The sequence below is a fragment of the Planctomycetota bacterium genome, assembly GCA_016125255.1.
Lineage (GTDB): Bacteria > Planctomycetota > Phycisphaerae > Phycisphaerales > Zrk34 > RI-421.
The window spans coordinates 27,527-41,232 of the sequence record WGMD01000033.1; the positions used below are offsets into that span (position 1 = coordinate 27,527).

The 13,706-nt window shown below is 62.6% G+C and carries 14 protein-coding genes and 1 other RNA gene; 13 read left to right on the top strand and 2 right to left on the bottom strand.

All coding sequences use genetic code 11. The features are described 5' to 3' along the window. Nucleotides 1-134 precede the first annotated feature (134 nt). The 10 genes from GC162_19570 to GC162_19615 all read left to right on the top strand — a co-directional run bounded on the left by GC162_19570 (nt 135) and on the right by GC162_19615 (nt 7,231). Nucleotides 135-626, top strand: a complete 492-nt coding sequence (locus tag GC162_19570; GenBank protein MBI1370839.1) for a hypothetical protein — start codon at nt 135-137, stop codon at nt 624-626. Next, nucleotides 623-1,123, top strand: a complete 501-nt coding sequence (locus GC162_19575; GenBank protein ID MBI1370840.1) for a hypothetical protein — start codon at nt 623-625, stop codon at nt 1,121-1,123. The genes GC162_19570 and GC162_19575 overlap by 4 nt, the downstream gene beginning before the upstream one ends. Before the next feature lie 99 nt (nt 1,124-1,222). Next, a complete protein-coding gene (locus tag GC162_19580; GenBank protein MBI1370841.1) occupies nt 1,223-1,909 on the top strand; it encodes a hypothetical protein in 687 nt (228 codons plus the stop codon). A gap of 2 nt (nt 1,910-1,911) precedes the next feature. Further along, nucleotides 1,912-2,280: a hypothetical protein gene (locus tag GC162_19585; GenBank protein ID MBI1370842.1), complete on the top strand. Its 369-nt coding sequence runs from the start codon at nt 1,912-1,914 to the stop codon at nt 2,278-2,280. 3 nt (nt 2,281-2,283) lie between these two features. Continuing rightward, entirely contained in the window at nt 2,284-2,865 is a 582-nt protein-coding gene (locus GC162_19590; GenBank protein MBI1370843.1) for a hypothetical protein, read from the top strand. Nucleotides 2,866-2,956: 91 nt separating this feature from the next. Beyond that, nucleotides 2,957-3,181: a hypothetical protein gene (locus tag GC162_19595; protein MBI1370844.1), complete on the top strand. Its 225-nt coding sequence runs from the start codon at nt 2,957-2,959 to the stop codon at nt 3,179-3,181. 1 nt (nt 3,182) lies between these two features. Beyond that, nucleotides 3,183-5,168, top strand: coding sequence for a hypothetical protein (locus tag GC162_19600; GenBank protein ID MBI1370845.1), 1,986 nt, complete (start codon nt 3,183-3,185; stop codon nt 5,166-5,168). A gap of 9 nt (nt 5,169-5,177) precedes the next feature. Continuing rightward, nucleotides 5,178-5,978 carry a hypothetical protein gene (locus GC162_19605; GenBank protein ID MBI1370846.1) on the top strand — a complete coding sequence of 267 codons (801 nt, stop codon included), beginning with the start codon at nt 5,178-5,180 and terminating at the stop codon, nt 5,976-5,978. 181 nt (nt 5,979-6,159) lie between these two features. Further along, nucleotides 6,160-6,996: a hypothetical protein gene (locus tag GC162_19610; protein ID MBI1370847.1), complete on the top strand. Its 837-nt coding sequence runs from the start codon at nt 6,160-6,162 to the stop codon at nt 6,994-6,996. A gap of 10 nt (nt 6,997-7,006) precedes the next feature. After that, on the top strand, nt 7,007-7,231 hold the full coding sequence (locus tag GC162_19615) for a helix-turn-helix domain-containing protein (GenBank protein ID MBI1370848.1): 225 nt from the start codon (nt 7,007-7,009) through the stop codon (nt 7,229-7,231). A gap of 1,317 nt (nt 7,232-8,548) precedes the next feature. Here the strand turns inward: GC162_19615 and ssrA are convergent. Then, nucleotides 8,549-8,929, bottom strand: a transfer-messenger RNA (tmRNA) gene (gene ssrA / locus GC162_19620). 82 nt (nt 8,930-9,011) lie between these two features. Here ssrA and GC162_19625 point away from each other — a divergent pair. After that, nucleotides 9,012-9,872: an NTP transferase domain-containing protein gene (locus GC162_19625; GenBank protein MBI1370849.1), complete on the top strand. Its 861-nt coding sequence runs from the start codon at nt 9,012-9,014 to the stop codon at nt 9,870-9,872. A 16-nt stretch (nt 9,873-9,888) separates the two neighbouring features. Continuing rightward, complete coding sequence (solA, locus tag GC162_19630; GenBank protein ID MBI1370850.1) at nt 9,889-11,025, top strand: N-methyl-L-tryptophan oxidase; 1,137 nt, start codon at nt 9,889-9,891, stop codon at nt 11,023-11,025. A gap of 13 nt (nt 11,026-11,038) precedes the next feature. Here the strand turns inward: solA and GC162_19635 are convergent, their stop codons facing one another. Beyond that, on the bottom strand, nt 11,039-11,551 hold the full coding sequence (locus GC162_19635; GenBank protein MBI1370851.1) for a hypothetical protein: 513 nt from the start codon (nt 11,549-11,551) through the stop codon (nt 11,039-11,041). 100 nt (nt 11,552-11,651) lie between these two features. Here GC162_19635 and pheT point away from each other — a divergent pair, with 100 nt between their 5' ends. Next, the gene (gene pheT / locus GC162_19640) at nt 11,652-13,679 is read left to right on the top strand and encodes a phenylalanine--tRNA ligase subunit beta (protein ID MBI1370852.1); all 2,028 of its coding nucleotides are present in this window, start codon (nt 11,652-11,654) and stop codon (nt 13,677-13,679) included. Nucleotides 13,680-13,706: the final 27 nt, after the last annotated feature.

A 13,706-nucleotide genomic window follows, 5' to 3' on the forward strand; every position in this document is an offset into this window, starting at 1 on the left:
CCGACGCCGGCTGGGATTGCGGCGGCCGTTGGTATCGGCGACGCCGACGGCGCCGGCGCGGACGTCGCCGCAGTGATTCGGGCGTTGTCGCTGTGCGAATGGTGGGACCCGTCGGCAATCACGGAGGCCGCGCGATGAAGCGACGCAGGAACAATCGCCTTAGTCCGTACGAGCGCGCAATTCTGCTCGGTGTGGTCGCAACGATCGACCTGGCCAGCGACGAAACGGTCGGCTGGACGCATGACCGGCGAGTCGACGTGCTGGCGCATGGGCCGTTGTGGCGTCCCGCCGACTGGCTTACGCGGGACGTGACGGCGACAGATCGCCGCCGATTCATGACCGCCGGCGCGAAGCTCGAAGCGGCCGGATATGTCCGCCTGGTCCGCATCCTGGGCGAGCGTGTCACGCACGTCGAGCCGACGGCCCAGGGCATCAAGCTTGGGATTGCGCTAGCCCTCGGCGAAGCGATTCCACTCAACGTCGAGGCGTTGAGTCGAACGCTTGGCGCTTCGGCTTGGTCAAAAAATTGGACATTGGCGGACCTTGTCGGCGACTCGACCGTTGAGGACATCCGATTGGGATTCATTCGCGCCACCGGCGGCCATCACCCGGACGCACGCGCATGACCACGACCGCCACGACAGCACGACGCCGCACGCGCCCGCCGACCGCCGAGACGCCGGCCGTCGAACCGGCCGACCTGTCGGCCGCGCTCATTTCCGAGGCCGAACGCATCATCGGCGGGCCGCTTCCGACGGTGTCAATCGATCGGGCCGCATTGCTTATTCGGGCCGGCGCGCGTCAACCACAAGACCTGGCCGACCTGTCCGATCAGCGTGTCGCGATCGCAGTCATCGCCGCCGGCCGGCCGGTTCGACCGATCGTCGATCGGCCAATTCTCACCGCGAGCGCGGCGGCGGTCTACGAACTGCTGTTGGAGTATCCGCCGCACCGTGGGCTCACCAGCACGGAAATACTCGACCTGCTATCCGATCGCGGGTTCCGCCTTGACGCATCGACGCTTCGCGGCCGGGTCATCAAAGAGCTTGGGCCGTACGGCATCGAGAATCGCCGGAACGCCGGCTATCGCATTCCGGCTTCACGGCGTCCGCAGAAAACCTAACAGCACGCAACATCGGCGATACATCCGCGCGTACATCGGCGCGAAGTCGGTCGCGTAAATTCGTCATCGTCAATCAACCGCCCCGAAGGAACACCGTCAATGATCGCACCAAACACACAATCTGCGGCCGGCCTGCTGACGATCGAGCAGGTCGCCAGCGAACTCGCGACAAGCCGAATTGCGGCAAGCAGACTCATCGCCCGCGGCGCCCTGCCGGCCTACCGCCTGGGACCGAACGGCCCGCAGCGCGTCCATGCGGCCGACGTCGCCAAGTATGTCGCCGCGGGTACGCCCGACTTCGCCATGCCGCCGCTTCGTGGCGCGTGGTTCGACGATCGCCGCGAGATTGTCGCGGCGCGCACGTTCGCCGAACGCGCGGCCAAACTCATCGGCGACGCCGTGCCGGCCGAAGCGCCGTCGGCGTCGACCGTCCGCGTCGGCATCACGCCGGCAATGCGTGCGCTCATCGCAACGCCGGTCGACGCCAAGAGCGATCCCGACAAATCACCGCGCCGCTTTGGCGTCTACGGGCTCGCCTGGGCCGTGTGCGCCTTCCGTGACGCCGCATATGAAGCGGCCGGTCGTGGCCAGGCGATCAACGCACTGTACGCCGACCGCGATGCCTACCGTCGCATCGTCGCCGCCGCCGGCGACACGTTCAATCGCGCATCCATGAACGTCACGAAAATCTATACGTCGAAGGACGTCAGCTTCGGCGTGAAGTACAGCGACATCCTGAACGTGCTGGGCTACACGACTGACAAGCTCGCCGAAATGGCACTCTGACGTTGAGGTTCGACGTGATTATCGTTCCGCAGAATCTTGAACTTGGCACTTCGCCGGCGCCGTCGGCCGCGACCTTCGACGAACTGCGGGCCGCCATGCCGAAGGCGTCTTCCGACTTCATCGTTGCGGCGCAGTCGGCCGGCATGACGCTCGACGACGCGAAGGCGAAGTATACGGCCGACCTGGAAGAAAAGGTTCGGCAACAAGCCGGCGTCATCAAAGCGATTGCAGGCGACGAAGGGTTGCCGCACTTCGCCAACGCGTCAGCGACCAAGCCGGCGAAGCGCTACGGAAGTCTCTCGCCCGCGCTGTCGCGATTCGCCGCCGGCATCACGTTCGACACCAGCAACGACGAACAGAAAGGAATCTGACTGATGGCCTGGACCCCGCTCGCACAGATCGAACCGCAACCGTGGCACAGTCGGAAGACGCGCGCCGAAGTTGACGCCGTCAACACGGCGATCGACAGCATCATCACATGCCGGCAGACCATCGACGAAGATCGCGCGCGACTTGAGCGACTCGCCGTCGACGGCATCGACGAACATGACATCGCGTCGGCCGACACCATCCGGGCGAATCGCCTGCTGGCGCTCCGCGAGGAAGTCGCTGTGCGCCATCGGATCAACGCGCTGTATCAATCGTTCGCCGAAGACGCCACGAAGGCGCACGCCAAAGCGATCGAACACGTCGACGCCATGCGGGCGGACCTGCTGTCGAAGCTGCACGGCCTGGGCTTCGGTGGCGATGGCGTGACCTGGCGAAACGACATCGCCGGGTGCGTCTATCCCGGCACGCTCAACGGTCACGCCGCCGTCCGCGAAGCTCGCGAGCATGTCGAATCGCTGGCCAATTCGTCGGCGCGTCAGGAATGGATTCGCCTGAATCGCGAACGGCTCGAAAGCGTGACGCGCGAACTTCGCCGCATCCGTGACGACGCGGTCGCCCGGACCTGATGACCTTCACGGCATCGGTTGCAGATGCCGACGCACCACGCCCCGGCCGGCGAATCTCCGCGCCGGCCGGGGGTTTCAAAGAGCAATCGTTATGCAAACGCTCATCGCCATCATCAAAGACGCATACATCGCCGCCGACGCCATTGTGTCGGCGCTCCGCGGCGGACGCCGCCAGGAAGCGAAGGCGGTCGTCCGTTGCTGGGTCGCCATGACGCGGGCGAGACTCAACGTCGACTGGCTTTTGACGAAGGGCCGCGCCCGCCGGGTCGTCGTCAACGTGTCCGCTTGCATCGCACGCACGATCGGAGTCGCCTGATATGCCATCTGGAAAATCCATCGAAGCCGGCCGCGCCTACGTCCGAATCTTCGGCGACGATTCGGCGTTGATCCGCACGCTCAACAAGCAAAGCAAACAGTTGAAGGCGTGGGGCAAGTCGGTCGCGACGATTGGCGCCGGGATCGCAGCCGCCGGGGCGGCTGTGCTGGGGCCGATTCTGTACGCGACGAAGCAATTCGCCGCGTCGGGCGACGTGCTCGACAAGATGTCGCAGCGAACAGGCATCACCGTCGAAAACCTGTCGGAACTGAGCTTCGCAGCAGAACAGTCGGGAAGCAACCTTGACTCGCTCGAAAAGGGCATCAAGGGAATGCAGCGGACAATAAACGACGCAAACAACGGTCTTGGCGAATCGAAAGACGCATTGCGTGAAGTCGGCTTGTCCGCCGAAGCCCTGGCCGGCCAGTCGCCGGATGAACAGATGAAGCGGATCGCCGACGGCCTGGCATCCATCCCCGACGACGGCAAGCGCGCCGCGGTCGCGATGAAGATTTTCGGCAAGTCGGGGCAAGAGCTTATCCCGCTGCTTGCCGGCGGCCGCAAGGGTATGGAGGCGTTGACTGCCGAAGCCCGCGAATTCGGATTGACCGTCAGCACGAAGGCGAGCAAAGACGCCGCGGCGTTGACGGACGCCATGAACCTGATGCGACGCGTCGTCGATCGCCTTGTCTTCGGCATCGGCGGGGCGCTGGCGCCTGTGCTGACGGAACTACTGACGAAGACGGCCGGCATCACGGCGAAGTTTATCAAGTGGGTCGACGCAAACGGCCCGCTTATCGCCATGATCGCCAAGATCGCCGCGGGCGTCGTCGCCGTCGGCACGGCGATCGTCGCCGTCGGCGGGCTGATTATCTTCGCCGGGTCAGCGATGGGCGGCCTGGCGACGATCCTGACGACCGTCGGATCGATCGTCGGCGGCGTGACGGCGGCCATCGGTGCGATGCTGTCGCCGATCGCTTTGGTCATCGCCGCCGTTGCATCGCTTGGCGTCTACGTTGCGTCCTACTTCGGCTTGATCGACGCGGCCGTGTCGAAGGGGTCGGAAGTCTTCGGCGTGCTACGCGATGACGCTGTTAACGCGTTTGAAGCGATCAAGGCGGCATTGTCTGCGGGCGACATCAGCGCCGCCGCGGCCGTATTGTGGGCGTTGCTCAAGTTGGAGTGGGCCCGCGGGATCACGGCCTTGCAAGGGTACTGGTCGCAATTCAAGGTATTCATGCTGACGACCGCCGTCGACATCGCCGCAGGCGTGGCGTCGGCGCTGGTTGATTCGTGGTCGGGCCTGCAATCGATTTGGGTCGAAGTCACTTCGGCGATGGCGGCCGCATGGTCGTCACTGTCGGCGAGTGTGCAAAGCATCTGGAACGAAACGACCGGATGGGTCGCAAAGAAGCTGCTGCAACTTCGCGGGCTCATCGACGACACCTTCGACACCGACAAGGCAATCGCCTTGATCGATCAGCAGACGGCCGCCCGCGAGCAGGGCATCCGCCGCCGGGAATCCGCCGGCGTCGCCGCGGCGACGGCTGACCGCGATCGCCGGCTTGCAGACATCAGCAACCAGCGGGCGACGGCAAACGCAAACATTACGAACCTGGCGGCTGGGGCGACGGGGGCGATCGGCGCCAACGCCGACAGCGAGCTTGCAGCCTCGCTGGCCAATCTGGCGAAGGCGCAAGCAGCGTACAAAGACGAACTGACCAACGCTCGCAAGCGATCCGCCGTCGACAAGTCCACGACAGTGACTTCGAGCCCGATCAAGTTGCCCGTCGGCGGCCCGGCTGCGATCGCGACAACGGCGGCGAAGACGACGGGCACATTCAACGCGTTCGGCGTCCGCAGACTGGACACGCAAGGGCGCATCGCGCGATTGCAAGAACGGGCGGCGAAGGCGGCAGAAGCGACGGTCGACAAGCTCGGTCGCATCGAACGCGCGATCGTGGCGAACGCTCCAAAATTTGCTTGAGGGTGACGCATGGCGATCACAGTTGAAGAACGGTACGGCCGCCAGCTTTCCGGCTCATCTGGCGAACAGGTCTACTTAATTCAAGGGGCCGTCGATGGCGGCGGCGACCATGATTCCGCGGCGGCGCGTGCGGCGTTGCTAGCCGGATCGCCGACGACATTCGCAGGCCTTGTTCGCGACGATGAATCGTGCCGCGTTGAAGAAATCAAATCGATCGCCGGCGCGTTTGAAGGGTTCGTGTCGTACACGGTCAACGAGCTTGAGGAAGTCGGATCGTCGTCGTATGACTTCGACATCAGCGGCGAAGCGTTGCGGATCACGCACAGCTTGTCGACCACAAAATACGGAACTGGCGCGCCCGACTTCAAAGGCGCGATCAACGTCGTCGACGGCAAGGTCGACGGCGTTGACATCATACAGCCGAAATTCAGCTTTTCGGAAACGCATATCATCGACGACGGCGACGTCGATGAGAGCTACAAGAACACGATCGCGTCGCTGGTCGGCAAGGTGAACGCCGCGAGCTTCCGCGGACACGCCGCCGGCGAAGTGCTGTTTACCGGAGCCAGCGGGTCGAAGCGCAAGAAAAAGGGCGATTGGGAAATCAAATTCAGCTTCGCCGTCAGTCTCACACGAACCGACATTCCGATCGGCGACATCACTGTCACAACTAAGGATGGATGGGATTACTTGTGGGTTTACTATGTTTCCGACATCGACTCGACGGCGCATGAGCCGGTACAGATTCCGCGATCGGCATATGTCGAAAAGGTGTTCTACGACGCCGACTTTTCCTTATTGGGGATTTGACCATGATCTACTATCCTCGCCAGCACAAGGGTAAGCCGGCGGCAAATCGGCCGGCGAAGCGGGGGACGTTTCACGTCAGCGACGTCGTGTTGCGGCAGATGGGGGAGAAGGCGACGCCGGCGACGAAGCAAAAGCCGGCCTCTGGATAATGTAAGTTGGCCGATTCTGATAACATCTTGTCATGTCAAGATGGACAATAAAGACGACTGGAATGCTCATGCAGGTGGCGCGACGTGCATGTGACAATATCCCCGCCGATGCTCCTGACGATGAACCGCTCAAAATCGATTCAACCATTGCCGTCGTGTTTTCGGTAGCGGCAATCGAAGCATGGATTAACGATTTGCAGCATGACGCTGGACCGATCGAGAGCGATCAAATACCGCCAAGAAGCAATCGAGTGATAATGCTATGTAACCTATTGCAAGCTTGCGATCGCGAGCCGACGATGACGAAGCTCGAAATTATATTTGCAATACTCGCAAATCAGACCATCGACAAGGGACGCGCCCCGTTCCAAGACCTTGCACAACTCATCAACTTGAGAAACGCGATTGTTCACAGGCGACCTGAAACAATCGCGGCCGAGCCATCGAATATCATAAAGTGGCTACGAAACCGAAAGCTTGTGCGGACTGACGATCTGAAAATCCACCAGCGCGATACCCTCAGCTTGTCATCGACGAGGGCGGTTGCGAAGTGGGCGTGCAAGACTGTTGGAGCAACGGTAAATTACTTCGCTGATGCGCTCCGAAAGATGGAGCTATCAGGCGAGCATGGCGAAGAATTCGCAAGTGGCTCGTCACATTTTTACTTTGTTACGAAGGACGGCTGTCGATCGCTAATGGCACACGCTGACGGAAGACCAACGACGTACGTTGCCGCGCCTTCAGCGTCAATATGTCATAAGCCGGGATGCCATAGGCGGCCAGCGTTCGACTTGCAAACACAGATGTTTAGTGAACGCGACCAGGCAATCGATGCGGGCTTGAAGCCATGCAAGCTGTGCAAGCCATAGGGGCAAATGCGTGAAATCCACCTCAAACAAGCCGCTCGCCGACCAACTCCGCGCCGCCATCGTCGCCGCCGAACGCCGCGGCATGACGCAATATCAGATCGCGAAGGCCGCCGGCGTGTTCCAGTCGCAGATAACCCGCCTGATGGCCGGCGACGTGTCGCCGCGGCTGGACACGGCGGAAGCGATCGCGAAGGCGTTGGGCCTGGAATTGAAGCTTGCGAAGCGGCGGCGATAGTTGACGAAACGCAAGCAATCGGCTAACCTGTATTGCAGTCTTAACCAAGCGGCGTGAAAGGCAAACACATGGCGAGCATCTACCGTTATGGAAAGCGTCGGCGTTGCTTTGCGGTGCAATTCTTCAATGACGCCGGCCAACGCAAGACGATTCGCTTGGGACGTGTGAGCGAGGGGCAGGCGGTAGACGTGCAACAAAAGGTCGAAGCAATCTTGTCCGCCGTGGAGCTTCACCGTCCGCTATCGCCAGAGTTGACGGCGTGGGTGTCGCAAGTCGGCGACGACATGCGAAACCGCTTCGCGTCGGCCGGGCTTGTCGGCGGCACGCGCGGCGTAACGCTGTCCGAATGGCTCGACCGGTACATCGACGAACGCAAAGGCAGCATGAAGCCGGAGAGCGTTCGCAAGCTTGAGCAGACGAAGACGAAGCTACTGGCTCACTTTGATGACGACATGCCATTGACGAAGATCGATCGTGTCGGCGTGCAGGGGTTCAACCGCTACCTTGCCGGCTTGGAGTTGAGCCGTTCCACGGTCGGCATTCACATCGGCAACGCGAAGACGATCTTCGGCGAAGCACTCGCCCGCCAGATGGTCAACGCAAACCCGTTCGACTTGCTCACCAGCGGCACAACAAAGAGCCAGAATGCAGACGTCTACGTTGCGCCGGCGACCATCGACAAAATGATCGCCGCATCACCGGATCACAAATGGAAGTTGCTGTTTGGGCTGGCCAGGTACGCCGGCTTACGCGTTCCGAGCGAAACGCATCTGCTGACGTGGGCTGACGTGAATTGGGAGCTTGGGCGGCTGACGGTGCGATCGCCGAAGACGGAACGGCACGAGGGTCACGAATCGCGCGTCACGCCGATCGAGCCGCGGTTGATGACGATCTTGCGTGAAGCTTTCGATGCGGCGCCAGAGGGACAGACGCATCTTGTCACCATCAGGGGCAAGGGTGCGGTACGCCGTCGCGTGAAGTCGATCGCCAACGCCGCCGGCGTGACGTTGTGGGCTGACTTGTGGCAATCGCTACGCCGCTCGCTCGCCCGCGAATGGCGCGAACGCTATCCCGAATACGTCGTCGACCTATGGCTTGGGCATGGCCAGCGCGTGAGCCGGCGGCACTACGCGAACGCTGTACCCGATCATCTGTTCGCCCAAGCTGTCGGCGAAAATGAGCCCGCCGAGAACGCGCGGCAAAAGGCGCGGCACAACAGCGCTACCGACCGCGTTTTTGCGCTACCAAGCGCTACCCGAATCGCGCCGAATCGGGAACGAGAAGAATTACAAACTACTGACAATACAGTAGATATATCAGTGGAGCCGGGGGGAATTGAACCCCCGTCCCGAGACAGTCAGCATGGTGCTTCTACGCGTGTAGTCGGTGTTTTGGTCTTGGGCGATGCAGCCGCCATCGACAGCGTTTGCATTGCCGCAGTCAAAGTGTTTTTTAGTCCGCCAGCGCTTTGACGCCGCTCTTGGACGATCCTGATTGCTTTGCACTCGCAGCCGCGCTCAGGCGACTTGGCGGCGAATGTCACCGCATCTTAGGCGGCGAGGCGGGCCGGCGCGAAGCCGATCCGACCAGCGACATTGTCGTTGGCATTTAAAGTTTTGTACGTGGTTTTACGAGGCCAACGTACACCTCGACGCGCCACAACATACCTTCCCTGTCCGGTCGATACCGGTCGGCCCCAGTTGTCAAAGAGCAATGGCTGATTCTAGGCAACGTCCTGCACGAAGGCGACCGGCGGCGTCGGTTGCGGTCGGCGGCGGCGATGGTCTATGCTTGGGGCATGAACATCGCCGTCATCCTTCCCGCCGCGGGGCAGTCCAAGCGTTTCGGTGCGTCGGGCTCGAAGCTCGAAGCGAACCTCGGCGGACGAGCTGTATTGGTCCGCGCGGTCGAGTTGTTTTCGGGCCGGCCCAACGTCAAGCAGATCATCATCGCCGTCGATCCCGACAAGGTCGACACGTTCAAATTCAAATGGGCGGACAAACTGGGCATGCTCGGCGTGAAGATCGTCGCGGGAGGACGCAAGGAGAGATGGGAAACCGTGCTCAATGCCCTCTCGGCTCTCGATGACAACATCACGCACATCGCGGTTCACGATGCGGCGCGGCCGGTCAGCGATGCTGCGATGATCGACCGCGCCTTCAAAGCCGCCGAGTCACACGCGGCCGTGATCCCCGCCGTCCCCGTCAGCGCGACGATCAAGCGCATCGAAGGACAGGCGATGCCACCAAACGAAGCGCCGGACCCGCTGGATGCGATACTCGGGTCGGCAGGGAAGACGGTGGTGGAGGCGTTTCGCGTCGTCGAGACGGTGCCGCGGGAGGGACTTTGGCTGATTCAGACGCCGCAGGTGTTTGAGCGGTCGTTGATCGAGCGGGCATATGAGCAAATCCGCGCCGGCAAGCTCGACGCTTCGAAGATCACGGACGATGCGGGCCTGGTTGAAGCGATGGGCGAACCCGTCGCGGCGGTGATAGGCGATGCGCTGAATGTGAAGATCACGGTGCCGGACGATCTGAAATTCGCGGAGGCGGTGCTGGCGATGCGCAGCGGGCGCGTCGGAGCGGAGGCGCTGGGCCCCAAGCGGCAGCATCCGACTTGGGCGCAGATGGACGAAGACTGAAGCGGAGGTCAGACGGATGGGCGACTCATTCGAGGTCATCGTCCTCGGCGTCGGCGCGATGGGGTCGTCGACGTGCTATGAACTGGCCCGCCGCGGCATCCGCACGCTCGGCCTCGAACAATTTCCCATCGCCCACACGCTCGGCTCCACCACCGGGCACACCCGCCTGATTCGACAGGCGTACTACGAACACCCCGACTACGTCCCCCTGCTGCTGCGGGCGTACGAACGCTGGGCGGACCTCGAGGCAGCGAGCGGCCGGAAGCTGCTGCACATCACCGGCGGCATTTACATGGGGCCGCCCGATCGCCCGTTCATCGCCGGTTCGCTGGCGGCGGCGCGACAATTCAAACTGCCGCATGAGCTGTTGACGCACGAACAGCTCGCCGCGCGATACCCGATGTTCACACTGCCCGCCGATCATGTCGGCTTGTTCGAACCGATGTGCGGCGCCTTGTTGTGTGAGAACATCATCGAAACCTATGCCCGGCTCGCGCAGGAACATGGCGCGACGATTCATGACAACACGCCCGTGCTGGACTGGACTGGGGATGCGAACGGCGTGACGGTGCGAACATCCGAGCGTACATTTCATGCCGACAAGCTGATCGTCACGGCCGGGGCGTGGTCATCGAAGCTGCTCGCCGATCTGAACCTCCCGCTGCGCGTGACGCGTCAGATTCTCGGCTGGACGCAGCCCCCGGAAGTGGAAACCTTCAAGATTGGGCGCTTTCCCTGCTGGGCGATCGAGAACGAGGCGGGCAACGGGCTTTACTACGGGTTCCCGCAGATGCCCGGCGACACCGGCGTCAAGTCGGCGCATCATCATCACGGCTCGACGACGACGCCCGACACGATCGACCGCCAGACGCATGACGCCGATGCGGACGATTTTCTGCCGGCGCTGCGGCGATATGTGCCGTCGCTTGTCGGGCCGGTGCGTCAGATGAAGACGTGCATGTACACGCTCAGCAGCGATGAGCATTTCATCATCGATCAGCATCCGCATCACGAACGCGTGACTTTTGCCGCGGGTTTCAGCGGGCACGGGTTCAAGTTCGCAAGCGTCATGGGCGAAGCGCTGGCGGACCTTGCGATGCGCGACGCGACGGAACTGCCAATTGGATTCTTGAGTTTGAAGCGATTTGCGTGACCGGCGAGGCGGGTCACTCTTTTTTGACAGCCCCGCCGGATTTGCGGATGGTTTCGTCGATCGGTTTGAAGAGCGTCTTGTAGCGCAGGTCGCCCTGCATTTTGAACAGGGCGGCGTCGAGGTCGGCGAGGCCCGGCACGGTGTCGTCGATCGCGCGATACGAGGCGTGATGCGAGCCGGTGGTGATGGACAGTTCATATCGCACGTTCTGACCCTCCTCGAACGGGCCGGACCCCTTGGCGTCGAGCAGCTTGCCGGTGTCGATGAGGCGCCAGAGCTGGGCCTTCTGTTCGTCGGTGAGCGTCCCGGCGGGGGCGGCGTTTTTGACGCCGGCGTCGCGACCGCCGGCAAAGTGGAGCGTCCCCGACTCGTCGAGAATGTAGTAGGCATATCGATGATCGGCGGTGATCGTGCGTAATTCGATGGTCAATGGCATCGGAAAAGGATCGCCATCGCGCAAGGCCTGCCGCGTCGCGCATCCGGCGGCGAGGATGACGATCAAGGCGATGAATGTGCGGCGGATCATGAAACGTAGTTTAATCGCTCACCGGATGCTTCGCTTGAGTAGCCGCGTCGGGCCGGTACACTGTGCGGTGCGAACACGATGAATCCGGCCTGGAGCCCTTATGAAAATCAGTCTTGCGTGGTTGAATACTTACCTGGATCGCCCGGTGGACGCGGAGGAGGCGGAGCGCGTGCTCACCAACGTGGGCTTCCCGCTCGACGGCATCGAACCCGTCGACGGCGATCAGCAGCTTGATGTCGAAGTCACCAGCAATCGGTCCGACTGCCTGAGCCACATCGGCGTCGCGCGCGAGATCGCCGCCGCGACCGGCCGCACGCTCCGCACGCCCCGCATCGACCTGCCCAAGTCCGACGCCACCGATGTGCTCTCGCTCACGAGCGTCGAGAACCACGCGCCCGAACTTTGCCTCACCTACACCGCCCGGGTCATCCGCGGTGTGAAGATCGGCCCGTCGCCCGACTGGCTTAAGCAGCGTCTGGCCGCCATTGGTCTTCGCCCCGTCAACAACGTCGTCGACATCACCAACTTCGTGCTTCACGAAATGGGTCAGCCGCTGCACGCCTTTGACATGAACAAGCTGGCGGGCAAGCGCATCGTCGTCCGCCGCGCCACCAGCGGCGAATCGTTCACCGCCATCGACGGGTCCAGGCACAAGCTGCGCGACACGATGCTCGTCATCGCCGACGCCGATCGACCGGTGGCGATCGCGGGGATCATGGGCGGACTCGACAGCGAGGTGAGCGACAGCACGACGGACATCCTGCTCGAGTCGGCCCGGTTCGCCCCATTGAATGTACGGTCGACGAGTCGGTCGATGAAGCTGGCGAGCGATTCGAGCTATCGCTTTGAGCGCGGCATCGATCAGGAAGGCATCGAGCGGGCAAGTCGGCGAGCGGCGCAATTGATCGTCGAACTGGCCGGCGGCAAACTCGCCGACGGGGTCATCACGGTCGGCGGTCCGGCACCGATGCCGGCGATCGTCACGCTCCGGCCCGACCGGTGCAATGCCCTGCTGGGTCTGGAAATTCCCGCGCCGCTGATGGTGCGGATTCTGGGCGGGCTCGGACTGTCGCCGCAGCTTGAGGAAGGGCTGATCGCCTGCACGATTCCGTCGCACCGACTCGACCTGTCGCGCGAGGTCGATCTCATTGAAGAGATCGCCCGGCTGCACGGGTTTGACCACCTGCCGGTCGAACAGAAGATACACGTCACTGCGCGGCCGCCGCAGCAGATGATCGAAGCGCGGAAGCGCGTCGCGTCGGTGTTGGTCGCGCACGGATTCTGTCAGACAATCACGTTCAGCTTTTTGCCGACGAGTCAGGCCGAGGCGTTCGCGGATGGTTTGACCGTGCTCAAGGTGGACGAGGAAAAGAAGAAAGCCGAGCCCGCCCTGCGGCCGAGTCTGCTGGCAAGTCTGCTGGCGTGCCGGAAGACAAATCAGGATGCGGGAAATCACAACGTGAGACTCTTCGAAATCGGTCAGACGTTCGCCGCCAACGACGCCGGCTTTGTCGAGTCGCGCCGGCTCGCACTGCTCGCCGACGCCGAGAAACCCGCGGAGGCGATGCGTGCGATGCGCGGGACGATCGAGGAACTGCTCGTCTCGGTCGGCATGACCAATCGCTACCGTATCATCGAAGCGCCGATGACGCCCACGTGGGCCGCGCCGGCGGCGGCGGTCATCGACGCCCGCGATGCGAAGCGCGTCATCGGCATGTACGGGCTCGTGTCGGCGGCGATGTTGAAATCGTTCGATCTGCAAACGCCGGTCGTGCTTGCGGAACTGGATTACCCGAGCGTGGTCAGCGCGTACCCTGCCCAGCCGACGGTGGGCGAACTGCCGCGCTATCCGGCGATCGAACGCGACCTTTCCGTCATCGTCGAGGAAGCGACGGCCTGGGCGGCGATCGAGAAGACGATTTGCGAGGCGAAGCCGGCGCTCCTCGAAACGGTGAATTTCGTGACGGTGTATCGGGGCAAACCAATTGAGAAGGGCCGCAAATCCGTGACGCTGCGCATGACCTTCCGCGACCCGAGTCGTACGCTTGAGCATGACGAAGTCAGCGGGCAGATGCAGTCGGTCATCGGCAAACTGCGCGACGAACTGGGCGCGACGCTGCGGGATTGAGGCAAGCTCGAATCGAAAGCTGTGGCA

Excerpts from the sequence above, each read along its gene's own strand:
- GC162_19605 (MBI1370846.1), top strand. The coding sequence starts at position 5,178 with ATGGCGATCACAGTTGAAGAACGGTACGGCCGCCAGCTTTCCGGCTCA.
- GC162_19590 (MBI1370843.1), top strand. The coding sequence starts at position 2,284 with ATGGCCTGGACCCCGCTCGCACAGATCGAACCGCAACCGTGGCACAGT.
- GC162_19580 (MBI1370841.1), top strand. The coding sequence starts at position 1,223 with ATGATCGCACCAAACACACAATCTGCGGCCGGCCTGCTGACGATCGAG.
- GC162_19635 (MBI1370851.1), bottom strand. The coding sequence starts at position 11,551 with ATGATCCGCCGCACATTCATCGCCTTGATCGTCATCCTCGCCGCCGGA.
- GC162_19575 (MBI1370840.1), top strand. The coding sequence starts at position 623 with ATGACCACGACCGCCACGACAGCACGACGCCGCACGCGCCCGCCGACC.
- GC162_19570 (MBI1370839.1), top strand. The coding sequence starts at position 135 with ATGAAGCGACGCAGGAACAATCGCCTTAGTCCGTACGAGCGCGCAATT.
- pheT (MBI1370852.1), top strand. The coding sequence starts at position 11,652 with ATGAAAATCAGTCTTGCGTGGTTGAATACTTACCTGGATCGCCCGGTG.
- GC162_19625 (MBI1370849.1), top strand. The coding sequence starts at position 9,012 with ATGGTCTATGCTTGGGGCATGAACATCGCCGTCATCCTTCCCGCCGCG.
- GC162_19595 (MBI1370844.1), top strand. The coding sequence starts at position 2,957 with ATGCAAACGCTCATCGCCATCATCAAAGACGCATACATCGCCGCCGAC.
- solA (MBI1370850.1), top strand. The coding sequence starts at position 9,889 with ATGGGCGACTCATTCGAGGTCATCGTCCTCGGCGTCGGCGCGATGGGG.
- GC162_19610 (MBI1370847.1), top strand. The coding sequence starts at position 6,160 with ATGTCAAGATGGACAATAAAGACGACTGGAATGCTCATGCAGGTGGCG.
- GC162_19600 (MBI1370845.1), top strand. The coding sequence starts at position 3,183 with ATGCCATCTGGAAAATCCATCGAAGCCGGCCGCGCCTACGTCCGAATC.